This is a genomic window from Pseudomonas sp. UBA6699 (assembly GCF_002454615.1).
Lineage (GTDB): Bacteria > Pseudomonadota > Gammaproteobacteria > Pseudomonadales > Pseudomonadaceae > Aquipseudomonas > Aquipseudomonas juntendi.
The window spans coordinates 1-24273 of sequence record NZ_DKJF01000130.1; the positions used below are offsets into that span (position 1 = coordinate 1).

Consider the following 24273-nt stretch of genomic DNA (forward strand, 5'->3'; position numbering starts at 1 on the left):
CGTTACTGGCCCGAAACAAACGTAGGAGCGAGCGCAGCTCGCGATTGCGCCGCGCGGGCGGCGCTCGATCTCACAGGCGCTGAAGATGCTCCGGCTACCCTTGCCAGAAACCATAGAATCTCCCACAAGTTCACTGCAGGTTTGCAAGCCAATGCAGTACCTGTAAAGCCGGCTTGCCGGCGATAGTGCCGCAACATGGGATAGAGATCAGGCAGCCCGCGCCGGCCGCCGTGGCGCCGCCTCGACGTTTTCGAACCCATACAACGCCAGGTGAATCGCCTGCTGTGCCTGCATTGCCAGCAGCGCACGTTCCTTGCCCACGGTCCCGATCGGCGGCAACAGGTGAATGCACACCTGCGCACGTGGCTGGGCGAACAGGCGCAGCAGGTGCGCCACCAGGTCATCGTCACCAACAAAGGGCGCAACCGGGTCGATCTGACCGTCACGCAGGTACTGGACAGCCACTGGCTGCACCGCTACGCCACGGTCGATGGCCGCTGCCAGCAGGCGGCCATGGAAAGTGCGCAAGGCGTGACCGCTGGTGGTGGTGCCTTCAGGAAAGATCAGCAGCGGCCTGGCCAGGCCCAGTTGCCTGGCCATCTGCTCGCGCAGCCGTTCGCTGTCGCCGCCCCCACGACGAATGAACAGGGTGCCGGCCTGTTCCGCCAGCCAGCCGGCCAGCGGCCACTGGCGCACTTCGGCCTTGGACAGGAATGACAGGGGCATCAGCATGCCCAGCAGGGGGATGTCGGTCCACGACACATGGTTGCTGACCCACAACATCGGCCGCTGCGGCAGCGCCCCGCGCACCTGCACGTCGAAGGGCAGGGCTGCGACCAGGCGCTTCATGAACAGGCAGGTCCAGCGCTGGCGCCTTTCGAGCGAGGCCTTCAGGCCTAGCCGCTGCCCCACGGCGATCACGCTGGCCATCAGCACGCCGAGCAGCACGACCAGCAGCAGCCTGCAGACGCGGGCCAGCACCCGCAGCCTGGGCATCAGACTGCCGCCTTGAAGTGGCGGGCGTAGCGCGGGCACAGGTCGTCGCGCTTGAGCAGGATGAACACGTCGGCGACCTGGAAGTCTTCGTCCCAGCACGGCTCGCCGCAGATCTTTGCACCCAGGCGCATGTAGGCTTTGAGCAGCGGTGGCAGTTCGGCGATGACGTTGTTGGGCAGCGCCAGGTTCGGCAGCGGCTTCTTCGGTTCGGCGCGCAAGTGCTCGGTGCACAGGTAGCGCTCGCGCAGTCGCTGCATCACGGCCTGGGCCTGTACGCCACCGTCCTGCATGGGGATGCTGGCGCAGCCCATCAGGTAACGGTAGCGGCCTTCGTTGAGGACCTCGGCCAGCTCGCCCCAGAGCACGGCAATGGTGCCGCCGTTGCGGTAGGCGGGGGCTACGCAGGTGCGCCCCAGTTCAAGGATCGGCCCTTGCAGCTGCAACAGGCCGTGCAGGCGGAATTCTTCTTCGCTGTAGAACCGCCCCAGGCTGCTGGCGGCCTGGTGGTCAAGCAGCCGGGTAGTGGCCACCAGCTTGCCGGTACTCAGGTCGCGTACACCAATATGGCGGCAGTGCACGTCGTAGTCGTCCATGTCCAGGCCGTGCTCGGCACCTTTGAGTTTGGCCTTGAATTCTGCGCTGAACACTTGGTAACGCAAGGCTTGGGCTTCTTGCAGCGCCTTGGCGCCAACCAGGCGTTCGGCTTGCAGACGGCGTTCAGTGCTGTTGTCGCCAGCGTGAGCGATCCGAGTCATTGCGAGTCTCCATAAGCCAGCCATGAAGGGTTGCGGCCGGTCGGCTTTGTTGTGCAAAGTCAGCCTAGGCAGACGCGGTGTCACCCCGGTGAAGCTTTGGTGATGCTTGCGTGACAACCCCCTGGGGCTTGTACGTGCCATTCCAGGCCCTGCGGCCGCAGGTAGACGCGGCGGCGCGGGAGAAACGGCTGCACAAGGCTTGGGCTGCTGTGGGCTCTGCATGAGTGCGCAAGCCCCAGCAGGGCACGCCGCTTGCTGCCGGTAAAGCGGGCGGGTAAGGTTGGCGGCTTGGTTTTCTGAGATTTGTCATGTTCAAGTTGCCCTCCGCGCTCTTCGCCCTGTTGCTGGCTGTTTGCCCGCCCGCCCATGCCAACTGGCACCTCGATGGCGAGTCTTCGCGCTTGTCGTTCATTACCGGCAAGAACGGCGATACCGCCGAAGTGCATCGCTTCCTGGTGCTGCATGGTTCGGTCGACAACAAGGGCGTGGCGGGCTTGCGCATCGAGATGGATTCGGTCAGCAGTGGCATCCCCCTGCGTGACGAGCAGATGCGTGACCAGCTGTTCGAGGTCGGCCGCTTTGCCGAGGCCACGGTGAAGGCGCAAATCGACCTGCGCCCGATCAATGACCTGGCCGATGGTGCCCAGATCGAGCTGCGCCTGCCGCTGACGGTCACCTTGCACGGGCAGTCGCACCGCTACAACGCCTTGTTGCTGGCAACCCGCCTGGATGCGCGACGGTTCCAGGTGGTCACCCTCGAGCCACTGCTGCTGCGTGCCGAGGACTTTGGCCTGCTGCCGGGGCTGGAAAACCTGCGCAAGTTTGCCAAGCTCAAATCCATCAACCCGTCGGTGCCGGTCAATGCGGTGCTGATTTTCACCGCGCGCTGACATGCCGGGGCCGGTATTTCCCTGGCGTGAGGGTAACCAGTTCGAGCTGCTGATCGACGGCCCCGAGTTCTTTCCGCGCATGCTTGCGGCGATCGAGCGCGCCGAATCGCAGGTAGACCTGGAACTCTACCTGGTCGAGGCTGGGGCCTGTGCCGAGGCGGTGGTCGAAGCGCTGGAGCACACGGCCCGGCGGGGTGTGCGAGTGCGCTGCCTGTTCGACGACTACGGTTCGCTGGCCTTCAACAGCATGCTACGCCAGCGCTTGCTGGCGGCGGGGGTGGAGCTGCGCTGGTACAACCCCCTGCGCTGGAAGCGCGGCCTGCGCAACTTGTACCGCGACCACCGCAAGCTGCTGTTGGTGGACGAGCGCTGGGCCGTGGTCGGCGGCACGGGCGTAACCGATGAGTTCTGGACACCCGGCCAGGCGCGCAGTGACTGGCACGAGGTGATGGTGCAGATGCAAGGCCCGGTGGTGGCCGACTGGCAATTGCTGTTCGACCGCCAGTGGCATGCCAACAACCGCCGCACCGCATGGCGCCCCGCCGAGGGCTTTGGCTTGCCGCGCCTGCCCAAGGTGCCGGCGCAGGGGCAGGGCATGGGCCGGGTTGCCTACGCCGACGCCCGTCAGCACCAGGACATCCTGCACGCGTTGGTGCGCGCTTTGAACAGCGGCAAGCAACGGGTATGGCTGGCCACACCCTACTTCTTGCCAACCTGGAGTGTCCGCCGTTCCTTGCGCCGGGCTGCCAGCAAGGGCCTGGACGTGCGGCTGCTGCTGACCGGGCCGCGCACCGACCACCCCTCGGTCCGGTATGCCGGGCACCGCTACTACCCGCGCCTGCTGCGCGCCGGTGTACGCATTTTCGAGTACCAGCCGTGCTTCCTGCACCTGAAGATGGCCGTGGTGGACGACTGGGTCAGCGTTGGCTCCTGCAACTTCGACCATTGGAACCTGCGCTTCAACCTGGAAGCCAACATCGAGGCACTGGACCCACCGCTGACGGCGGCCGTGGTCGCCAGCTTCGAGCGCGATTTTGCCCTGAGCGAGGAAGTCGACCTGGCCCATTGGCACGCCCGGCCGCTGTGGCGGCGGGTTAAGCAGCGCATCTGGGGCTGGCTCGACCGGCTGGTGGTGAACCTGCTCGACCGCCGCGACTGATAGCGGCTATCGTGCAATGACTGTTCACGGGCGAGCGAAGGAGTGTGTGCGATGACGGCGAAAAAAATTCTGATGCTGGTCGGCGATTACGTCGAGGATTACGAAGCAATGGTGCCGTTCCAGGCACTGAGCATGGTCGGCCACACGGTGCACGCGGTGTGCCCGGAGAAGCTGGCGGGGCAGACCGTGCGTACCGCGATTCATGATTTCGAGGGTGAGCAGACCTACAGCGAAAAACCCGGGCACAACTTTGCCCTGAACTTCGATTTCGTGCGGGTGCGGCCCGAGCGCTACGACGCGCTGCTGATCCCGGGTGGCCGGGCGCCGGAGTACCTGCGCCTGGATGAGAAGGTGCTGGAGCTGGTGCGGGCGTTCGACCAGGCTGGCAAGCCAATTGCAGCAGTGTGCCATGGTGCGCAGTTGCTGGCAGCGGCCGGGGTGCTGGAAGGGCGCGAATGCAGCGCCTACCCGGCGTGTGCGCCGGAGGTGCGGCTGGCGGGTGGGACGTTCATCGACATCGCCGTGGACCAGGCCCATGTGGATGGCAACCTGGTAACCGCCCCGGCCTGGCCGGCGCACCCGGCGTGGCTGGCGGCCTTCCTCAAGGTGCTGGGCACCCGCATCGCCTGACAGGCGTGTTCGCAGGTGAACCCGCGAACAGGCCTGTACAGGCTCAACCTACCTGTTCAACCCAGTCATTGAGGTTGTAGTAGTTGGTCACGCGGGCAATCTTGCCGCAATGGATGTAGAAGAAGGCCCCGGCCGGCAGCACGTAGGTCTGCCCGTTCGCCGGCGGCAACCCATCGTCATTGGCCAGGTACTGGCCATGCACGGTGAACTCCGCCGCCGCACGGCTGCCGTCGGCGTTCTGCATGACCACGATGTCGGCCAGGCGCTCGCGGTAGCAGCGGTTCATCTTGTCCATGAACGCTGCAAACCTGGCCTTGCCCATCTGCCGCTCGCCCTGGTTGATGTCGTGGATCACGTCTTCGCTGAGCAGTGCCAGAAAGCCCGGCATGTCGCCGGCGTTGAAGGCGGCGTAGTACGCATTTACCAGTTCGGTAGCGGTCATGGAACAATACCTGTCGTGTAGGGAAAAGGCGGGTCGTTGCCCCGGATGATACGGTTCCCCCTCAAGCCCGGCTTAGCCGAGCGCGTCATCCACATCGACAAAACGACCGCCAAGCATGGAAATACGCCTGTTGCACGGCGCCGCTATCGCGCCCTATATCGATGACCTCGCTCGCTTGCGCCTTACCGTATTCCGCGAGTTCCCCTACCTGTACGACGGCACCCCGGAGTACGAAGCCGACTACCTGGCCAACTATGCCCGTTCCGGGCGCAGCCTGGTGGTGCTGGCGCTGGACCAAGGCCAGGTTGTGGGTGCATCTACCGGCCTGCCGCTGGTGGACGTGGCGCCGGAGTTCCAGCAGCCGTTCCTGGCCCAGGGGCGGGACCCGGCCAGCGTTTATTACTTTGGTGAGTCGCTGGTATTGCCGGAGTACCGCGGCCAAGGTTTGGGCGTGCGTTTCTTCATCGAACGCGAGTCTTATGCCCACAAACTGGCCGAGTTCGACTACTGCGCGTTCTGTGCGGTCGAGCGGCCCGGTGTACACCCGCGCCGGCCTGCAGACTACAAGCCGTTGCATGGCTTCTGGCGTAACCGCGGTTTCCTGCACGACCCGTCGCTGCGCACCCGCTATGCCTGGCGTGACCTGGACGAGCAGGAAAGCTCCGACAAGCTGATGTCGTTCTGGCTGAAGGAACTGCCGGTATGATCCGCCTGGCGGCCTGCCAGTACGCCATCGAACTGCATGAAACCTGGGACGCCTACGCCGACCACCTGCAGGGCCTGTGCGCCGAAGCGGTGGCGGCGGGCGCCCGTTTGCTGTTGCTGCCCGAGTATGCCGGGCTGGTACTCAGCGGCCAGTTGAGAGGTGAACAGCGGGGCGACCTGCTGGGTTCGATTGCCGGGATCCAACCGCTGATCGGCGCCTGGGCAGCCTTGTGTGAAAGCATGGCCAGGCGCTGGGGCATCTACCTGCAGCCGGGGAGCGTGCCGGTGCTGGACAATGACGGTGCCTACCGCAACCGCGCCTGGCTGTTCGGTCCCGAGGGGCCGCTGGGCTACCAGGACAAACTGATGATGACCCGCTTCGAGCGAGAGCAGTGGGGCATCAGCGCAGGCCAGGGGCTGCGGGTGTTCGATACTGCACTGGGGCGTGTGGGCATTCTGATCTGCTACGACAATGAGTTCCCGATGCTGGCCCGGCAGTTGGCCGAGTTGGGTGCCGACCTGATCCTGGCACCGAGCTGCACCGACACCGAGGCGGGCTATCACCGGGTGCGCATCGGTGCCCAGGCACGGGCGCTGGAGAACCAGATAGCGGTGTTGCAGAGCCCGACGGTAGGGCTGGCGGCCTGGTCGCCGGCGCTGGATGAGAATATTGGCCGGGCAGGGTTGTTCGTACCGCCGGACCATGGCATGCCGGGGGACGGTGTGGTTGCCTTGAGCGCAGCGCTGGAGCCGGGCAGAAGCCAGTGGCTGGTGTGTGACGTGGACCTTGAGGAAGTACGGCGGGTGCGGCGGGAAGGGCAGGTGTTTACCCGCAGGGACTGGCCAGAGCAGTTTGACAGAGTGCGTTGAAAGCAGAGGCGCCTGCTTCGCGGGTGAACCCGCTCCCACCGGGGACATGAGGTCCCTGTAGGAGCGGGTTCACCCGCGAAGCCGGCGCCGCTGTTACATCAGGCTTACTTGACTTCGACTGCCAGGCTCTGGGCAATCTTGCTCTGCCACAGGGCAGGGCCAGTGATGTGCACCGACTCACCGTTGCTGTCTACGGCAACAGTAACTGGCATGTCCTTGACCTCGAACTCGTAGATCGCTTCCATGCCCAGTTCGGCGAAGGCCAGTACCTTGGACTTGCGGATAGCCTGGGCTACCAGATAGGCAGCGCCGCCCACAGCCATCAGGTATACGGCCTTGTTGTCCTTGATCGCTTCGATCGCGGTGGGGCCACGTTCGGACTTGCCGATCATGCCCAGCAGGCCCGTCTGCTCGAGGATCTGGCGGGTGAACTTGTCCATGCGGGTCGCGGTGGTCGGGCCGGCAGGGCCAACCACTTCGTCACCGACTGGGTCGACCGGGCCAACGTAGTAGATGAAGCGGCCTTTGAGGTCCACTGGCAGCGCTTCGCCACGGTTGAGCATTTCCACCATGCGCTTGTGCGCGGCGTCGCGGCCGGTCAGCATCTTGCCGTTGAGCAGGATGGTTTCGCCCGGCTTCCAGCTGGCGACTTCTTCCGGGGTGATATCGTCGAGGTTGACGCGACGTGCGCTTGGGCCGGCTTCCCAGACGATTTCCGGGTAGGCGTCCAGCGATGGCGCTTCCAGCTCGGCCGGGCCGGAGCCATCGAGCACGAAGTGCGCGTGGCGGGTGGCGGCGCAGTTGGGGATCATGCACACCGGCAGCGAAGCGGCGTGGGTCGGGTAGTCCATGATCTTCACGTCGAGCACGGTGGTCAGGCCACCCAGGCCCTGGGCACCGATGCCCAGTTGGTTGACCTTCTCGAACAGCTCCAGGCGGATTTCTTCCAGGCGGTTCTGCGGGCCACGGGCTTTGAGCTCATGAATGTCGATGGACTCCATCAACACTTCCTTGGCCATGACCGCGGCCTTCTCGGCGGTACCGCCAATGCCGATGCCGAGCATGCCAGGCGGGCACCAGCCAGCACCCATGGTCGGTACGGTCTTGAGCACCCAGTCGACGATCGAGTCGGACGGGTTGAGCATGGCCATCTTCGACTTGTTCTCCGAGCCGCCGCCCTTGGCGGCGACATCGACCTCGACCTTGTCGCCAGGCACGATGGAATAGTGGATAACGGCCGGGGTGTTGTCCTTGGTGTTCTTGCGGGCACCGGCCGGGTCGGCCAGGATCGAGGCACGCAGGACGTTTTCAGGCAGGTTGTAGGCGCGACGCACACCTTCGTTGATCATGTCGTCGACGCTCAGGGTGGCACCGTCCCAGCGCACATCCATACCCACGCGTACGAACACGGTGACGATACCGGTGTCCTGGCAGATCGGGCGGTGGCCGGTGGCGCACATGCGCGAGTTGATCAGGATCTGGGCGATGGAGTCGCGGGCAGCAGGCGATTCTTCGCGCAGATAGGCCTCGTGCATGGCCTGGATGAAATCGACGGGGTGGTAGTACGAGATGAATTGCAGGGCGTCGGCGACGCTCTGAATCAGGTCGTCTTGCTTGATCACGGTCATGCAGCGCGCTCCTCTTAAAGACGGGAACATTCATAGAGACGCTCGACGGTGCCGACCAGCATGTCGAGACGCCTTGCAAAGGCGCGCCGGCAGCATGGCCGACGCAAAAGGGCGCGGCAGTATAGCGTGCCTCACCGCGTGACACACCTGCGAGTGGTCTGGACCTTGGTCGGTTGGGGCTGGGCATCCTTTTTGCTGCTGACGCCTGTGGTTGGCCTTACTATCGACGGGCGCGCAGAGCGCCCCCCCACAACCTGAAGCGGGAAGAGATACCTGAAGATGCCCGAACTTTGCGTAGGCGAGCACCGCTGGGCGGTGCCGACCGGCAGCAACCTGCTCGATGCCCTGAACGAGGCTGGGCTCAACGTGCCCTACAGCTGCCGCGCCGGAAGCTGCCACGCCTGCCTGGTGCACTGCCAGGCCGGGCAGCCGCTGGACGCCATGCCTGAGGCCCTGGCCCTGGACCAGCACGCCCTGGGCTGGCGCCTGGCTTGCCAGTGCAGGGTGATCGAGGACTTGAATGTGGCGCTGTTCGACCCGCAGCGCGATGGTGTGCCGGCGCACGTCTGTGCGCTGGACTGGTACGGTGACGTGTTGCGTGTACGGCTACGGCCCGAGCGGGCGGTGCGTTACCAGGCGGGGCAGCATGTGGTGCTGTGGAATGGTTCGGTAGCGCGGCCTTATTCACTGGCCAGCCTGCCGGGGGAAGATGACTTCCTGGAGTTTCACATCGATTGCCGGCGCCCCGGCGCCTTTTGCGACAAGGCTCGTGGTTTGCAGGTAGCAGATGTGCTGCGCCTGGGCGAATTCAGGGGGGGGGCGTTGCACTACGACCTGGATTGGCAGGATCGGCCGCTCTGGCTGCTGGCAGCCGGAACCGGGCTTGCGCCGTTGTGGGGGATCTTGCGTGAGGCTGTGCGGCAGGGGCATCGCGGCGAGATTCGGGTGCTGCATGTGGCGCGCAACAGCGCCGGGCACTATCTGGCTGAACCCCTGATGCAGCTGCAAGGCGTGCAGGTCGAGCTGGTGCTGGAAGCGCAGATGGATGAAGCGCTGGCGCGGTTGCGCCCGCCTTCGCGGCAGACGGTGGCGCTGGTGTGTGGGGCAGCGGGGAGTGTGGATCGGTTTGCGCGGCGGCTGTTCATTGCCGGCGTGCCGCGGGGGCAAGTATTTACTGACGTCTTCGTTGAACATGCCTGAGGCAGCCAGGTTGACTGTGCCGGCCTATTCGCGGGCTCGCCCGCTCCCACAGGGGTGAGGCTGACGCTGTACCTGTAGGAGCGGGCATGCCCGCGAAGGGCCGCAGAGCGGCCCCTCTTTGAGGCAGGCTCAGCCGACCAGCGGATCACCCACATGCAGGATCTTCATGCCATTGGTGCCACCGATGGTGTGGTAGCTGTCCCCTTTGGTCAGGATCACCCAGTCGCCTTGTTCTACCAAGCCACGCTTGAGCAGTTCGTCGACAGCTGCCTGGCTGACTTTGTCGGCGGGCAGCGAAGCGGGGTCGAAGGCAATCGGGTAGACGCCACGGAACATGTTGGCCCGTGCCTGGGTCGCGCGGTGCGGCGAGAGCGCGAAGATCGGCACGTGCGAGCGCAGGCGCGACATGATCAGCGGGGTGTAGCCGCTTTCAGTCAAGGCGATGATCGCCTTCACGCCCGGGAAGTGGTTGGCCGTGTACATCGCCGCCAGGGCGATGCTTTCGTCGCAGCGCTCGAAGGTGGTGTGCAGGCGGTGGCTGGAGCGCTGGCTGGTCGGGTGCTTCTCGGCACCGGAGCAGATGCGGGCCATGGCCTGTACGGCTTCGATCGGGTACGAACCGGCAGCACTTTCCGCCGACAGCATGACCGCGTCGGTGTTGTCGAGCACGGCGTTGGCCACGTCGGACACTTCGGCACGGGTCGGCATCGGGTTCTGGATCATCGACTCCATCATCTGGGTCGCCACGATCACTGCCTTGTTGTTGCGGCGAGCGTGCTGGATGATCTTTTTCTGAATGGCGATCAGCTCGGCGTCGCCGATTTCCACGCCCAGGTCACCGCGGGCGACCATGACGGCATCGGAAGCGAGGATCAGCTTGTCCAGGGTCTCGTCGTCGGCAACGGCTTCGGCGCGCTCGATCTTGGCCACCAGCCAGGCGCTGCCACCGGACTCGTCACGCAGCTTGCGCGCGTATTCCATGTCGCTGGCGTCCCGCGGGAACGACACGGCCAGGTAGTCCAGGTCCATTTCCGCAGCCAGCTTGATGTCGGCCTTGTCCTTTTCGGTCAGGGCCGGTGCGGTCAGGCCGCCACCTTTACGGTTGATGCCCTTGTGGTCCGACAGCGGGCCACCGATGATCACCACGCAGTGCAGGGCATCGGCGGTGGCGGTTTCGACGCGCATGACCACGCGGCCATCGTCGAGCAGAAGTTCGTCACCGACACCGCAGTCCTTGACCAGGTCCGGGTAGTCGATGCCGACGATATCCTGGTTGCCTTCGGTCAGCGGGTGGGCGGTGGAGAAGGTGAACTTGTCACCGATCTTCAGTTCGATGCGCTTGTTGGCGAACTTCGCGATGCGGATCTTCGGACCCTGCAGGTCGCCCAGCAGTGCAACATGGCGGCCGTTCTTGGCAGCGATGTCGCGGATCAGGCGCGCGCGGGCCTTGTGCTCGTCCGGCGTGCCGTGGGAGAAGTTCAGGCGTGCCACGTCGAGACCGGCGAGGATCAGCTGTTCGATCACTTCCGGCGAGTTGCTGGCGGGGCCAAGGGTGGCGACGATTTTGGTACGGCGGATGCTCATGCACAGACTCCTATAGTGAAGCGCAGCGAAAGGCTACTCCTGAATCTCGCTGTAGTCATTGTTCCGTTGCACTACCTGTGACTTCCGGGGTAGGGCAGCTGCAAGCTACAAGCAGTAAGCTACAGAGAAAAGCGCGTGCGGCATTCATGCCCCTCGTGGCGGCCTGGCACTTGTCGCTCGCCGCTGAAGAAAACCCGACAGCGGCCGATAGGTTTGCTATCAAAGGAGATTGCCATGCGAGCCCTGATCGTTTTCGCCCTCGCCGCCAGTGCTGTCGGCTGTACCCGCTGGTCCATGGACCACCACCTGAACAATGCCTATCGCGCCTATGACCGGGGTGATTGCGCGCGGGTGATGCTGGAGCTGTCACAAGTAGACCGTACCAGCCGCGCGCGCCCGTTCATCCACCCCGAAGTGTCGCTGCTGCGCGGCCAGTGCCTGGAGCGCCAGGCGTTGTACGTGGACGCCGCCCAGACCTACCAGTACCTGATCCAGCAATACCCGCGCAACGAGTACGCCTATCGCGCCCAGGCCCGCCTGCAGACGCTGGAGAAGCTCGGCCATTTGCGCGGTACCGAAGCGGCCGTGGCCCGGCCGGCGACTACTGCACCTTGGCGCTAATACAAAGGTGTGGTTTATTTCACGGGATTCGCGGCGCGTGCTGCGCTAATCTGTAACCCAGCTGTTACAACAACCGCCAGTACCTTGTATTCCTGGCATCAGGTACGGAATACACTCGCCATCATGTTCAACAAACGCCGCATCGAACGCCATCAGCTCCCTTGTGCCCTCAAGGTGTTCAACCGCTTTACCGACCAGGAAATCGGCCTGCTCGGCAACGCCTCGGAAGACGGCCTGATGGTCATCAGCCAACTGCCCGTGCTGATAGGGCCCGATTATGAACTGCAACTTCGCATGCCGCTGGCCGGCGGCGGGTTCCAGTTCGTCAACTTGACCGCCAGTTGCCTGTGGTGCAGTGAGGACCAGACCCCTGGGCATTACGATTCGGGCTTCATGCTGCTGCAGGCCCCGCGCGAGTACGACGATTTCGTGCGCTCGCTGCGCGACTATTTCAGCTTCCGCCCGGCCAACGCCTCTGCCTGAGCCTTGGCGCCCTGGAATCGCGTTAGAATCGGGTCGACCTCGCAAGACAGGACGACCCCGTGACCTCCAGCATTTTCTGGCACGACTACGAAACCACCGGCATCAACCCGCGCTGTGACCGGCCGCTGCAGGTCGCCGGCCTGCGCACCGACTTCGACCTCAACGAGATCGACGAGCCGATCAGCCTTTACTGCCGCCCCGCCGACGATATTCTGCCGCACCCGGCTGCGTGCCTGGTGACTGGCATCACCCCGCAGTTACTGGCCGAGCAGGGCCTGTGCGAAGCCGAATTCATGACCCGCGTGCATGCGCAGCTGGCCCAACCAGGCACCTGTGGGGCGGGCTACAACACCCTGCGTTTCGATGACGAAGTGACCCGCTACAGCCTGTACCGGAATTTTTTCGACCCCTATGCCCGTGAATGGCAGGGCGGCAACAGCCGCTGGGACCTGATCGACATCGTGCGCACGGCCTACGCCCTGCGCCCGGAGGGCATCGAGTGGCCGCAGCAGGACGGGCGCACCAGCCTGCGTCTGGAGCTGTTGAGCAAGGCCAACGGCATTGATCACGGGCATGCGCATGAAGCGCTTTCCGACGTGCGGGCAACCATTGCCCTGGCGCGACTGATCCGGCAAAAACAGCCCAAGTTGTATGACTGGCTGTTCCAGTTGCGCAGCAAGCATAAAGTCATGGAACAGATCCGCTTGCTACAACCGCTGGTGCATGTATCCGGGCGTTTTTCAGCAGCGCGTAATTACCTGGGGGTGGTCTTGCCATTGGCCTGGCACCCGCACAATCGCAATGCACTGATTGTCTGCGACCTGCATCAGGAAACCCTGCCATTACTCAGGGAAAGTGCTGAAGTATTGCGTCAGCGCTTGTACACCCGGCACGAGGATTTGGCCGAGGGCGAATTACCGGTGCCGCTTAAACTGGTACAGATCAATCGCTGCCCGGTACTTGCGCCACTGTCGGTATTACGCCCTGCCGATCAACAGCGGCTGGGCATCGACTTGACGTTGTTACAATCGCGCGGTGAACAGTTGGCCGATCAACAGGCGCAATGGCAGGACAAGCTGGAGCACATTTACGGCAAGGACGATTTCGCGCCGAGTGAGGACCCGGAGCAGCAGTTGTATAACGGTTTTATTGGTGACCGTGACCGGCGTCTATGCGAGCAAGTTCGTGCGCTGGAGCCGGCGCAATTGGGCCGGGGGCAGTGGCTGTTCGATGACCCGCGCTTGCCTGAGCTGTTGTTCCGTTACCGGGCGCGCAACTTTCCGGACACCTTGACCCCCGAGGAGCGCCAGCGGTGGTATGCGTTCTGCCAGCAGCGCCTTAGCCAGCCGCAGTGGGGGGCGCCGAACACATTGGGTGATTTCGAGCAGGCGCGCCTGCAAGCCTGGGAGCGCGCCGACGAGGCCGGGCGGCGGGTGCTGGAGGCATGGCAACTACATGCCCGGAACTTGCAACAACAGTTTGCAATTGACTGAAGGGCAGACAAACAAAACGCCGGCAATGTGCCGGCGTTTTTGTTTGCAATAAGCAAAGGCCCGGGCTGAACAATCAGTCCAGCAGGGTAGCCCAGCTCTCGACCACGTCGCCGCCCCACTTGGCTTTCCACTCTTTCAGGGTCTTGTGGTTGCCGCCTTTGGTTTCGATCACTTCACCGTTGTGCGGGTTCTTGTATTGCTTGACCTTGCGGGCACGCTTGGTAGCAACAGCCTTGACGGTGCCACGCGGTGCTTTGCTCAGTTTCGACTCTGGGTCGAGCAGGGCAATCACGTCGCGCAGGGACTTGGAGTACTCGCCCATCAGGTTGCGCAGTTTGCCTTCGAACTCCAGCTCTTTCTTCAGCTTGTCGTCCTGCGACAGGTTGGCCAGGCGAGCCTGAAGTTCTTTGATGGCTTCTTCGGTGGCGCGGTACTCGTTGATCAGGGACATGGAGTGTTCCTTAATGCGTGTTCAGAAATGTGTGGGGCAATAATAGACAGCCGATACTCGCAAGTAAACATAATGTTGGGCAATTAACTGTTGATTAAGCTGTGACAATATTTCTCAGGTGAACAAAAATTTACATTAGCGTGTGCCATTTCGCCGGCTGTGTCAGATAGTGTCCACATTGCCAGCGTGGTTGCTACAGTGGCCGCGGCCGCTGCAATCAATACTGCGCTTTTCCTTGCGTGCCGCTAGAATAAGCGCCTTTGCGAAGTTCTGGAGTCTCATTCATGCGCACCTATCGTCTGGTGATCGCCTGCCCCGACCGTGTAGGGATCGTGGCGAAAGTCAGTAATTTCCTGGCCTTGTACAATGGCTGGATCAACGAAGCCAGCCATCATTCCGATGAGCAGAGCGGCTGGTTCTTCATGCGTCATGAAATCCGCGCCGAATCATTGCCCTTCGGTATCGAAGCCTTCCGTGAGGCGTTTGCGCCGATTGCCGAAGAGTTCTCCATGACCTGGCGGATAACCGACTCGGCGCAGAAAAAGCGCGTGGTGCTGATGGCCAGCCGCGAGTCGCATTGCCTGGCTGACCTGTTGCACCGCTGGCATACCGATGAACTGGACTGCGAGATCCCGTGTGTCATTTCCAACCACGACGACCTGCGCAGCATGGTCGAGTGGCACGGCATACCGTTCTTCCATGTACCGGTCGACCCCAAGGACAAGGCCCCGGCCTTTGCCGAAGTGTCGCGCCTGGTCGAAGAACACGCGGCCGATGTCGTGGTGCTGGCCCGCTACATGCAAATCCTGCCGCCGCAACTGTGCCGGGACTACGCGGAGAAGGTCATCAACATTCACCACAGTTTCCTGCCGTCGTTCGTGGGTGCCAAGCCTTACCACCAGGCCGCGCTGCGTGGGGTGAAGCTGATCGGTGCAACGTGCCACTACGTCACCGAAGAACTGGATGCCGGCCCGATCATCGAGCAGGACGTGGTGCGCGTGAGCCACGCCGACAGCATCGAAGACATGGTTCGCTTTGGCCGTGATGTGGAAAAGATGGTGCTGGCACGTGGCCTGCGTTATCACCTCGAAGACCGCGTGCTTGTGCATGGCAACAAGACGGTGGTCTTCGACTGATACCGTTGGGTTGCCTGCAAGCCTTTGGGGCTGCTCGGCAGCCCTATCGCTACGCTTGAGGAACATACCGATGGCCAAACGGCGCAACCAACCCACCGCCACGGCCCCGCCCACCGTAGGTGAAGGCTGCCTGGCGCGCTATGACCCGCAAGCGCTGGCCGACACCGACGGCACCGATTTCCCCGGCGCCGCCGAACTGTGGCAGCGGCTCAACCCGCCTGGCGCCGCCAGCGCGTCAGCAACGGACGCGCCAGCAGGCACACGAACACCGGCCCGCCTGCCAGCAGGTAAAAGTAATAAGTGACTGCCCGCCAGATGAGGATCGCCGCGGCGGCGGTGGAGCTGCCCACCAGCGGCGTCAGCAGGCTTGCAGACGTCAGCTCGGCCGCACCTGCCCCGCCCGGTAGCAGGCTGAATTGCCCGGCACTGAGCGACAGCATCTGCACCAGAAAGCTGGGGATCCATGCCAGCTCCCCGCCCAACCCGCGCAATACCAGGTACAACACGCTGTAGCGCAGCCCCCAGTGGATGCAGGTGAGGGTAAACACCAGCGCCAGCGTGCGCTTGGGCAACTGCCAGGTCTGCGCCAGTGCGGCGATGAAGTGCAGCAGTTTGCGGGCCCAGCGGCGCTTGCGCGGCGCGGCCACGCCCAGGCGTTGCAGCAGCCTGCCGTTGAGGCGCATGAGCGCGCGGCGGTAGCGCAGCAAGCCGATCACCCCAACCAGCGCACTGCACAGCAGCAACGCACTGCCCAGCAACATGCTTTGCTGGCTGTGGCCCAGGCTGTGAAACAATGCGTAGCCCGCAATCGCCAGCATCGCGCAGAAAAAGAACAGCAGGTCGTTCAATTGGTCCATGGCGAACACGGCGCCACTGCGCGCCGGGCCGATGCGCTCGCGTGCCAGCAGCGCCATCAGGGTTAACGGGCCACCACTGCCGCCGGGGGTGGTGCAGATGGCGAACTCGGTGGCCATCACCACGCCCAGGCTGCGCAGGTGCCCAAGCCTTGCGCCTTGCTGGCCCAGCAACAGGCGCAGGCGCATGGCGTTGATCACCCAGCACAGCAGGATCATGCCCAGCAGGGTCAGCAACAGGCCAGGATCGAACCCTTGCAACCGGGGCAGCAGGTCCCTGCCGCCAAGCAGGGCTGGCACCAGCATTGCTGCGACAAGTGCCAGGCCTAGCCAGGCCAGACGGCTCATGCGCTTACCTGGCGGTCAAGCCAGGCGGACTTGGTGAGGGGTTCGCGACCTTGGGCCATCAAGGTGCGCAGGGTATTGAGCCAGTACTCGCGGGAGCTACGGTGGCGCATGTCCACCGGGTGCAGGCCCAGGCGCAGGGTTTCGGCGTTCTGCCACCGTCTGCACTGCCAGTCGCACAGGGCCCGCGACAGCCCCCGGCGCCAGGCACTGCGGGCGCTCCACACCAGCCCTGGCGCCTTGATCGGGGTGAACTCGGGCAAGCGGTACAGGTGCTGCGGTGTGCTGGTGTAGCGCAAAGGCAGCTGGCGCAGCGCCTGGCGGGTGCCTTCGCTCATCAACCAGGCTGGCGCCACGAAACCTGCCACCGGCCATTGCTGTTGTGCGAACACGGCCAGGCCCTGTTCCAGGCGCTGCAGGGCCTGCTGTTGATCAAGGCCATAGAACTCGCCTTCGTGGGTATAGATACGGCGCATGAAGAAGTCGCCTGGCGTGCGCGGCGGCGGGCCGTTGTCGGCATGGTAGTAGCCATGCAGCGCCAGTTCGTCGCCCTCGGCCAGGCGCCGTTCAAGCAGGCGGCAGAACGCCGGTGAGCGCAACAGCGGGTTGCGCTGGTGAAAGTCCGGAACCACCAGCCAAGTCATGGGCACACCGCCGATAGCATCCACCGCCTCCACGAAAGGTTGGTAGTCGGGCCATGTTTCAGGCGCGACATCGTGCAGTACCAGCATCAGGCTACGCGGTGCGGGGCGTGACTCAAGCATGGGCGCGCACCAGAGGCTGATGGCCGAGCACGGCCTGGTAGTGCTGCAGCAGGCCCGCGACCACGTTGTCCCATGAATAGTGCTGCTCGACGTGGCGGCGCGCCTGCGCGCCCAGCTTGCGCACACCTGCCTCGAATGCCTCGCGCACGGCTGTGGCCATGGCCTGGGCATCGTTGGCTGTACACAGGCGGCCGCACTGGTCATTGACGATTTCGCCGAAGGCACCCGCGCGCACGGCGACCACTGGCGTTGCACTGGCCATGGCTTCGAGAATGACCAGGCCGAAGGTTTCCTGGTCGCCGGCATGCACCAGCAGGTCGGCGCTGGCCATCAGCCGGGCGACCTCCTCGGGCGGGCAGAACTGGCCGATGACACTGACGTTGTCCGGCACATTGGCGGGCATGCCGGAGCCCACCAACAGCAGGTGGTAGGGGTGGCCCAGCTGCTGCATGCAGGCCAGCAATACCGGCAGGTTCTTTTCCCGGGAGCCACGCCCGGCGTAGATCAGCAGGCGGGTGGTATCGGCGATACCCAGCTCGGCACGCACATTGGCGTCGCGTTTGGACGGGTGGAACGTGGCCAGGTCCACGCCCAGCGGTTGTACGTGTACATCGCGCACGCCCAGACGGCGCAGTTTGTCGGCCATGACCCGGCTGGGGGCCAGCACCCGGTCGAAATTCCCATATAGCTTGCTGACATAGGCCTCGACATTGGGCGTGAACCAGTTGCCCATGCGGTTGCTGACCAGCAGCGGCAGGTCGGAGTGGTAGAAGCCGATTACCGGCACGTCCAGCTGGCGCCGGGCCTCCAGCGCCGCCCAGGCAGTCAGGTACGGGTCGCCGACCTCGATCAGGTCCGGCTTGAGCGAACGCAGGGTCTTGCACCACGGGGCCAGGCGTACCGGGAAGCGGTAGCCTTTGCCAAAAGGCAGCGGCAGTGCCGGTACTTGGTAGATGCCGTCGGCATTGTGGGCGCTGGCACCAGGAATCAACAGGCTATGGCGTACGCCCTGGATGGCGTCGAGGCGGTGATGTTTGGCATCAAGATAAGTTCGTACGCCACCGCTGGCGGGGGCGTAGAACATGGTGATGTCGGCGATGTGCACGATCAGCATCCCTCCGGGATCGTCTTTCGGGTCTGTCATCTGGCGCTTGGTTGGCGGCGATGACACGCCTAAAGGTTGACCTTTCAGAAGGATAGTTTGTTCGATCGGGGTTGCGCGGCAAGCTGCCCCAGGGGAGGGGGTGTACCTGCTCCCCTGGGGCACGTGGGACTAGATCCGGAAACTGCCCACCAGGTGCTTCAGGCGCCCGGCCTGCTGCTCCAGGTCGGAGCACGCACGCAGGGTGGCCTGCAGGTTCTCCACACCTTCCTGGTTGAGCATGTTGATCTCGTTGATATCCATGTTGATGGCTTCGACCACGGCAGTCTGCTCCTCGGTGGCGGTGGCCACCGACTGGTTCATGCCATCGATTTCGCCAATGCGCACGGTCACGCTGTCCAGCCGTTCGCCGGCCTGATTGGCGATCTGCATGCTGTCGGTGCTGTGGCGCTGGCTCTGATCCATGGTTTCCACCGATGCGCGGGCACCCACCTGCAGTTCTTCGATCATGGCCTGCACCTGTTGCGCCGATTCCTGGGTGCGGTGGGCCAGGTTGCGTACCTCATCGGCCACCACGGCGAAACCACGCCCGGCTTCACCGGCGCGGGCCGCTTCGATGGCGGCGTTCAATGCCAGCAGGTTGGTCTGCTGGGAGATACTGGTAATCACTTCCAGAATCTGGCCGATGTTCACGGTTTTGCTGTTGAGGGTCTCGATGTGTTCGCTGGAGGTGACGATCAGGTCCGAGAGCCGGTTCATCGCCGCAATGTTGCGCTCGACCACCTGTTGGCCTTCTTCGGCCAGCAGCCTTGCGGAGCTGGCGTGCTGCGAGGCCTGGGCAGCGTTGCCGGCGATTTCCTGGGCCGCGGCACCCAGTTCGTTGATGGCCGCGGCCACGCTGTTGGTGCGGTTGGCCTGCTCATCGGAGTTGGTCATTGATGAGTTCGAGGCGCTGATCACCCGCAGTGCCACTTCGTTGACTTGCTCGGTGGCCGAGGACACTTCGCGGATGCTGCTGTGAATACGCTCGACGAAGCGGTTGAAGGCGTTGCCGAGAATGCCGAATTCATCATGGTTATGGATGCGCAGGCGCTTGGTCAGGTCGCCCTCACCTTCGGCGATGTCTTCCATGGCGCGGGTCATGGTGTGCAACGGCTGCATCAGTACGCGAATCAGCAAGCCGAGCAAGGCGATGATGATGACCACGGCGACGACCGTGGCAACCACTGCCGAGGTGCGGAAGGTGCTCAGCATCGAGAAGGCCTTGGCCTTGTCCACCGACAGGCCGATGTACCAATTGGCCGAGGGCAGGCCGGTGATCGGAGTGAAGGTCAGCAAGCGTGCCTGGCCGTCGCTTTGCACTTCGGTCAGTTCGTTGCTCAGCTTGGGTGTGTGTTGCGGGAACAGGTCTGACAGCGACTTCATCACCAGGGCCTGGTCCGGGTGTACCAGGATCTTGCCCTGGTCATTGACCAGGAACGCATAGCCCATACCACCAAAGTCCAGCGAGTTGATGATTTGCACCAGGCCGTCCAGCGTCAGGTCGCCACCAACCACACCCACGCTGCTGGAGACCTTGCTGAGGATGCCGATGACCATCTTGTTGGTGGTCATGTCGATGTACGGTTCGGTCAACATGGCCCCGCTGGCATTCATGCCATCCTTGTACCAGGGCCGGGTGCGAGGGTCGTAGCCGTCGGGCATCTTCGCGTCCGGGCGAACACTGAAGCCGCCGTCGATCTTGCCCAGGTAAACGGTCAGGAAGCTGGAGAGCAGTGCGCGCTGGCCCATGAATGTTTCAGCGTTGGCCGGGTTCTGGGCAATGTTCTGCGCCAGGTTTTCCACCAGTTTGATACGCCCGTCGAACAGGTTGCGGATGTTGGTAGACGTGGAAGTACCCATTTCAGCCAGGTAGTTTTCCAGGTCCTCGCGGATGGCATTACGCTGCAGGTAATCGTTGTAAAGGGTGAAAAGGCTGAAGGCGAGTATGACGATCAGTGAGGCGGCCAACAGTATCTTGTGGCTGAAACGCAGGCTTTTATTCATGGCGTAATCGGTTCCGCTAAGGTTTTAATCAGGGCGTTCGCACGAGTGAGGCCGCAAGGCTGTGCAATATCCGGAAAAATCCCTTTTCGGTTGTTCCTCTCTTCTAAGACGAATATCACCCGAAGGTATCGGCCGGTTTCAGTTAAAGCTTGAGCAGGGGATTAAAGAGATGTTGGAAACTTCGACCATAGTTGTGGGATCGGGCCCGGATGGCCAGCCGCTCGGGCAAGCCATGCGCCTGGCCAACCGCCACGGCCTGGTGGCAGGCGCCACCGGTACCGGCAAGACCGTCACCTTGCAACGCCTGGCGGAAGTGTTCAGTGACGCCGGGGTCGCGGTGTTTGCCGCCGACGTGAAAGGCGACTTGTGTGGCCTGGGCGCCGCCGGTGCACCGCAGGGCAAGGTGGCCGAGCGCATCGCCGGCATGCCGTGGCTTGGGCATACGCCACGGGCCTACCCGGTGACGTTGTGGGATATCGCGGGGCAGTCCGGCCACCCGCTGCGCACGACCCTCAGTGAAATGGGGCCGCTGCTGCTGGGCAACTTGCTGGAACTGACCGACAGCCAGCAGGCGGCGTTGTATGCAGCGTTCAAGGTGGCCGACCGTGAAGGCCTGTTGCTGCTCGACCTGAAAGACCTCAAGGCGCTGCTTGCCCACTTGAAAGACAACCCGCAATTGCTGGGTGAAGACAGCGCGCTGATGACCACCGCCTCGACCCAGGCCTTGTTGCGCCGGCTGGCAACCCTCGAGCAACAGGGGGCCGAGGCGCTGTTCGGCGAGCCGGCGTTGCAACTGGAAGACGTGCTGCGCCCGGACCCCGATGGCCGCGGCCGTATCCACCTGCTTGATGCCAGCCGCTTGGTGCATGAAGCCCCCAAGGTCTACGCCACCTTCCTGTTGTGGCTGCTGGCTGAATTGTTCGAGCAGTTGCCCGAGCGCGGCGATGCCGAAAAACCGCTGCTGGCGTTGTTCTTCGACGAGGCGCACCTGTTGTTCAACGGCACGCCCAAGGCGCTGCAGGAGCGCCTGGAGCAGGTGGTACGGCTGATCCGGTCCAAAGGTGTGGGCGTGTTCTTCGTCACCCAGTCGCCGGGTGACTTGCCGGATGCGGTGCTGGCCCAGTTGGGCTTGCGCATTCAGCATGGCTTGCGGGCATTCACGGCGAAGGAGCAGAAGGCATTGCGGGCGGTAGCCGATGGCTTCCGCCCCAACCCGGCGTTCGACACCTTGAGCGTGCTCACCGAACTGGGCATTGGCGAAGCGCTACTGGGGGCGCTTGAAGAGAAGGGCACCCCGGCCATGGTCCAGCGCGTGTTGGTGGCACCGCCGCAATCGCGGATCGGGCCGTTGAGTGCTGCGGAGCGCGGTGCGCTGATTGCTGCTTCGCCGCTGGCCGGGCGCTATGACAAGCCGGTGGACCGTGAGTCGGCCTATGAAATGCTGACCCAGCGCAAAGGTGAGGCGGTGGAGCCGGCGCCGCAACCGAAGGCCGATGAAGAGAGCTTTGCCGACAAGGCCGGTGAGTTCTTGCAGAGTGCGGCGGGGCAGGCGATCAAATCGGCGGTGCGCCAGGCAGCCAACCAGTTGGGGCGGCAACTGGTGCGGGGGTTGATGGGGTCGTTGTTGGGGGGCAAGAAAAAATAGTTGGCTGCCACCTGGACCGTATCGAGCCTGGGCCTTGCGCACTGCCTGTGGGCCCAGCTGCCGATATGAAAAAGACGCCCCGGGGTTAATGCCAGTCAGTTAAGTAGTTGGGGTCGCTTTGCGACCCTTCGCGGGCACGCCCGCTCCCACAGGGGATAGCGCATTTCTTGAGTTCAGCGCCAAGCGTGTAGGAGCGGGCGTGCCCGCGAAGGGCTGCAAAGCAGCCCCAATAACCCTTAACTGACAGGCATTAGCCCCGTGGGCGCCTTTGTCTATTGCGGTGTCACTCAGCCAATGGCCTTGGACGCCAGCCAGAACAAGCCGGCCGCCAGGCCCATCGAGGCTGGCAGGGTCAGAACCCAAGCCATCAGGATGGTTTTGACGGTGCCACCTTGCAGGCCGCTTTTGTTGGCGACCATGGTGCCGGCCACGCCGGACGACAGCACATGCGTGGTCGACACCGGCAAGGCGAACACGTTGGCCATGCCGATGGCACAGGCCGCGGTGATCTGTGCCGACATGCCCTGGGCATAGGTCATGCCCTGCTTGCCGATCTTCTCGCCAACGGTCAGCACCACACGCTTCCAGCCCACCATGGTGCCCAGGCCCAAGGCCAGGGCAACGGCCACGATTACCCAGAACGGGGCGTATTCAGTGGTGGCGGTAAGGTCTTTGCGCAGTTTTTCCAGGTCGGCCTTTTCGCGGGCTTCCAGGCCAGGCAGCTTGCCAACCTTCTTCGCGGTGTCATCCAGGCACAGCAAGTAGCGGCGTACTTCAACGCGCTTCTCGGCAGCCAGGCTGTGATAGTCGGTCACGCCTTGCAACGAGGTTTGCAGTGCGGCGATGGTCGGCTCGGTCTGCTGCGGGTTGCAACTGAACTGTTCCGGCAGGTCGCTGGCCTTGGCCTTGCCCAGGGCCAGGAACTCGCCCAGGGTGGCGGCGTTGCGCTCGTAGAACTGGCTCATGTGCAGGGTGGCGTCGCGGGTACGCTCGATCTGATAGGTGGTGCTGTTCAGGTCGAGCACGAACTTGGCCGGCACGATACCGATCAGCACCAGCATGATCAGGCCAATGCCTTTCTGGCCGTCGTTGGAACCGTGCACGAAGCTCACACCCATGGCAGAAACCACCAGGACCAGGCGGTTCCAGAAGGGCGGGTGCTTCTTGTCGTCGAGTTTACGGCGCTGTTCGGGGGTCTTGTGCATCTTCGACAGCGGGCGCCACCACTTCAGGCCGAGCAGCACCAGGGCAGCCACGGCGAAGCCAGCCATTGGCGAGACCACCAGCGACATGGCTATGTCGATGGCTTTCTGCCAGTTAACGCCGTCTCCCAGCGGGATGTCGTTGATCAGGGCATTGGCCAGACCTACACCCAGAATAGAGCCGATCAGCGTGTGCGAGCTGGAAGCGGGAATACCGAAGTACCAGGTGCCGAGGTTCCAGGTGATGGCCGCGGCCAGCAGGGAGAAGACCATGGCCAGGCCGTGGCCGGTGTTCACATTGATCAGCAACTCCACCGGCAGCAGGTGCACGATGGCGTAGGCCACCCCGACACCGCCCAGCAGTACGCCGAAGAAGTTGAACACGCCGGAGAAGAACACGGCGAGGTGGGGAGGCATGGCTTTGGTATAGATGACGGTAGCTACCGCGTTTGCGGTGTCATGAAAGCCATTGATGAACTCGAAGGCGAGTACGAAGGTCAAGGCGAGCAGCAGGCTCACCAATACCCAGGCATCCAGTCCGCTGAATAAATCGATCATGAAGGTTGTCTGGCGGTCATAGGGGGGCGGGATTATGCCAGAAAACCTTGGCAATCGATGCACCTCCAGCAGGCCGTTGGCACGACCAAAAGCGCCAAAGCTGCCCTGCGAGCGGCCCTTGATTACAGGGCAAGTTCAGTTTAAATCGGCGAATTGCTGCGAAAAGCAGGTCAAAAACGTAAAGGTCCAGCTTCGGCGCTAATTAAAACGATCGTTTGAAATTTGTGAAAATCCATTTCACTTCGCTTGGGTAATAAGGCCAACACGCCCGGGCGAGCCGGGCGAACACAGCGCTGCATCGACCCGGGTCAGGGGTTCTCGCTGCGTAGTTCCTTTTCCATCCGTTCCAGTTCCTGGCTGAAAGCCTGGTCGCGCAGGCTGGCGCGTTTGCGCCAGGGTTTGCGCTCCGGTTCCGTTTGTGCGGCATAGGTGGTGACTTCGCCGCCGTAGACATCCTTGTAACGTTCAGCCTGGCGCTCGAGTTCTGCGCGCAGTTCATCTTTCGTCACATGCAGTACCTGAATTAAGTGTAATCACGGGGGTAACGCGTTATGCGCTTGTGCGCCCTGTTCCGGCCGCAACGGCTTGGTTCCACGGAAGGTTCCGTGGGCACAATTGCGTCACGACTGTGGTGCCGATTATAGCAATCGATAATTTGCCGAACATCGTTATTTAACCTGCACCGCCATCATCCGACGCACGTTATGGCATGTG

General features: G+C 63.2%; 23 protein-coding genes and 1 pseudogene. 11 read left to right on the forward strand and 13 right to left on the reverse strand.

All coding sequences use genetic code 11. The features are described 5' to 3' along the window. Positions 1 to 207 precede the first annotated feature (207 nt). Together B3361_RS23770 and olsB are read right to left on the reverse strand one after the other, a co-directional pair. On the reverse strand, positions 208 to 996 hold the full coding sequence (locus B3361_RS23770; RefSeq protein ID WP_054905761.1) for a lysophospholipid acyltransferase family protein: 789 nt from the start codon (positions 994 to 996) through the stop codon (positions 208 to 210). Beyond that, positions 996 to 1751, reverse strand: a complete 756-nt coding sequence (olsB, locus tag B3361_RS23775) for an L-ornithine N(alpha)-acyltransferase (RefSeq protein WP_029887338.1) — start codon at positions 1749 to 1751, stop codon at positions 996 to 998. The genes B3361_RS23770 and olsB overlap by 1 nt, the downstream gene beginning before the upstream one ends. A gap of 308 nt (positions 1752 to 2059) precedes the next feature. Between olsB and B3361_RS23780 the strand changes: the two genes are divergently transcribed. From B3361_RS23780 to B3361_RS23790, 3 genes are read left to right on the forward strand one after another with little or no spacing between them, the layout of a single operon-like run. Continuing rightward, complete coding sequence (locus B3361_RS23780) at positions 2060 to 2641, forward strand: YceI family protein (protein WP_054905762.1); 582 nt, start codon at positions 2060 to 2062, stop codon at positions 2639 to 2641. Position 2642: 1 nt separating this feature from the next. Further along, entirely contained in the window at positions 2643 to 3800 is a 1158-nt protein-coding gene (locus B3361_RS23785; protein ID WP_054905763.1) for a phospholipase D-like domain-containing protein, read from the forward strand. Positions 3801 to 3851: 51 nt separating this feature from the next. Then, a complete protein-coding gene (locus B3361_RS23790; protein WP_009685645.1) occupies positions 3852 to 4430 on the forward strand; it encodes a DJ-1/PfpI family protein in 579 nt (192 codons plus the stop codon). 43 nt (positions 4431 to 4473) lie between these two features. Here the strand turns inward: B3361_RS23790 and B3361_RS23795 are convergent, their stop codons facing one another. After that, a complete protein-coding gene (locus tag B3361_RS23795) occupies positions 4474 to 4872 on the reverse strand; it encodes a nuclear transport factor 2 family protein (RefSeq protein WP_029887342.1) in 399 nt (132 codons plus the stop codon). A 115-nt stretch (positions 4873 to 4987) separates the two neighbouring features. Between B3361_RS23795 and B3361_RS23800 the strand changes: the two genes are divergently transcribed. Next, the gene (locus B3361_RS23800) at positions 4988 to 5578 is read left to right on the forward strand and encodes a GNAT family N-acetyltransferase (protein ID WP_009685643.1); all 591 of its coding nucleotides are present in this window, start codon (positions 4988 to 4990) and stop codon (positions 5576 to 5578) included. Beyond that, positions 5575 to 6447, forward strand: coding sequence for a carbon-nitrogen hydrolase family protein (locus tag B3361_RS23805; RefSeq protein WP_054905764.1), 873 nt, complete (start codon positions 5575 to 5577; stop codon positions 6445 to 6447). Before B3361_RS23800 ends, B3361_RS23805 begins: the two co-directional genes overlap by 4 nt. 104 nt (positions 6448 to 6551) lie before the next feature. Here B3361_RS23805 and B3361_RS23810 read toward each other — a convergent pair whose 3' ends face one another. Continuing rightward, positions 6552 to 8075 (reverse strand): fumarate hydratase, encoded by a 1524-nt coding sequence (locus B3361_RS23810; RefSeq protein ID WP_009685641.1) that lies wholly within the window; start codon positions 8073 to 8075, stop codon positions 6552 to 6554. Between the two features lie 279 nt (positions 8076 to 8354). Here B3361_RS23810 and B3361_RS23815 point away from each other — a divergent pair, with 279 nt between their 5' ends. Then, complete coding sequence (locus B3361_RS23815; RefSeq protein WP_054905765.1) at positions 8355 to 9275, forward strand: iron-sulfur-binding ferredoxin reductase; 921 nt, start codon at positions 8355 to 8357, stop codon at positions 9273 to 9275. A gap of 129 nt (positions 9276 to 9404) precedes the next feature. Here B3361_RS23815 and pyk read toward each other — a convergent pair whose 3' ends face one another. Beyond that, positions 9405 to 10859: a pyruvate kinase gene (pyk, locus tag B3361_RS23820; protein ID WP_009685639.1), complete on the reverse strand. Its 1455-nt coding sequence runs from the start codon at positions 10857 to 10859 to the stop codon at positions 9405 to 9407. Between the two features lie 234 nt (positions 10860 to 11093). On the opposite strand from pyk, the gene B3361_RS23825 reads away from it, so the two are divergent. The 3 genes from B3361_RS23825 (at position 11094) to sbcB (ending at position 13456) form a co-directional block, all read left to right on the forward strand. After that, complete coding sequence (locus tag B3361_RS23825; protein WP_009685638.1) at positions 11094 to 11480, forward strand: tetratricopeptide repeat protein; 387 nt, start codon at positions 11094 to 11096, stop codon at positions 11478 to 11480. A gap of 123 nt (positions 11481 to 11603) precedes the next feature. Beyond that, positions 11604 to 11963, forward strand: coding sequence for a PilZ domain-containing protein (locus tag B3361_RS23830; RefSeq protein ID WP_054905766.1), 360 nt, complete (start codon positions 11604 to 11606; stop codon positions 11961 to 11963). A 59-nt stretch (positions 11964 to 12022) separates the two neighbouring features. Then, entirely contained in the window at positions 12023 to 13456 is a 1434-nt protein-coding gene (gene sbcB, locus B3361_RS23835) for an exodeoxyribonuclease I (RefSeq protein WP_054905767.1), read from the forward strand. 73 nt (positions 13457 to 13529) lie between these two features. On the opposite strand, the gene mvaT is transcribed toward sbcB, so the two are convergent. Continuing rightward, positions 13530 to 13907, reverse strand: coding sequence for a histone-like nucleoid-structuring protein MvaT (gene mvaT / locus B3361_RS23840; RefSeq protein ID WP_009685634.1), 378 nt, complete (start codon positions 13905 to 13907; stop codon positions 13530 to 13532). Positions 13908 to 14191: 284 nt separating this feature from the next. On the opposite strand from mvaT, the gene purU reads away from it, so the two are divergent. After that, the gene (gene purU / locus B3361_RS23845) at positions 14192 to 15043 is read left to right on the forward strand and encodes a formyltetrahydrofolate deformylase (RefSeq protein ID WP_047149623.1); all 852 of its coding nucleotides are present in this window, start codon (positions 14192 to 14194) and stop codon (positions 15041 to 15043) included. A gap of 209 nt (positions 15044 to 15252) precedes the next feature. Here the strand turns inward: purU and B3361_RS23850 are convergent, their stop codons facing one another. The 5 genes and pseudogenes from B3361_RS23850 to B3361_RS24170 all read right to left on the reverse strand — a co-directional run. Then, positions 15253 to 16245, reverse strand: coding sequence for a lysylphosphatidylglycerol synthase transmembrane domain-containing protein (locus B3361_RS23850; RefSeq protein WP_054905768.1), 993 nt, complete (start codon positions 16243 to 16245; stop codon positions 15253 to 15255). Then, positions 16242 to 17006, reverse strand: a complete 765-nt coding sequence (locus B3361_RS23855) for a DUF2334 domain-containing protein (protein WP_054905769.1) — start codon at positions 17004 to 17006, stop codon at positions 16242 to 16244. The genes B3361_RS23850 and B3361_RS23855 overlap by 4 nt, the downstream gene beginning before the upstream one ends. Then, positions 16999 to 18120 carry a glycosyltransferase family 4 protein gene (locus tag B3361_RS23860; protein WP_029887350.1) on the reverse strand — a complete coding sequence of 374 codons (1122 nt, stop codon included), beginning with the start codon at positions 18118 to 18120 and terminating at the stop codon, positions 16999 to 17001. Before B3361_RS23860 ends, B3361_RS23855 begins: the two co-directional genes overlap by 8 nt. 159 nt (positions 18121 to 18279) lie before the next feature. Continuing rightward, positions 18280 to 19044 (reverse strand): methyl-accepting chemotaxis protein, encoded by a 765-nt coding sequence (locus B3361_RS24165; RefSeq protein WP_371105818.1) that lies wholly within the window; start codon positions 19042 to 19044, stop codon positions 18280 to 18282. Between the two features lie 93 nt (positions 19045 to 19137). Then, positions 19138 to 20154 (reverse strand): annotated as a pseudogene (locus tag B3361_RS24170) (cache domain-containing protein); the annotation flags it as partial. A 169-nt stretch (positions 20155 to 20323) separates the two neighbouring features. Between B3361_RS24170 and B3361_RS23870 the strand changes: the two are divergent. Then, positions 20324 to 21799, forward strand: coding sequence for a helicase HerA-like domain-containing protein (locus B3361_RS23870; RefSeq protein WP_054905771.1), 1476 nt, complete (start codon positions 20324 to 20326; stop codon positions 21797 to 21799). A 287-nt stretch (positions 21800 to 22086) separates the two neighbouring features. On the opposite strand, the gene B3361_RS23875 is transcribed toward B3361_RS23870, so the two are convergent. Then, positions 22087 to 23559 carry an inorganic phosphate transporter gene (locus B3361_RS23875; protein WP_009685626.1) on the reverse strand — a complete coding sequence of 491 codons (1473 nt, stop codon included), beginning with the start codon at positions 23557 to 23559 and terminating at the stop codon, positions 22087 to 22089. A 308-nt stretch (positions 23560 to 23867) separates the two neighbouring features. Beyond that, entirely contained in the window at positions 23868 to 24068 is a 201-nt protein-coding gene (locus B3361_RS23880) for a hypothetical protein (RefSeq protein ID WP_009685625.1), read from the reverse strand. Positions 24069 to 24273: the final 205 nt, after the last annotated feature.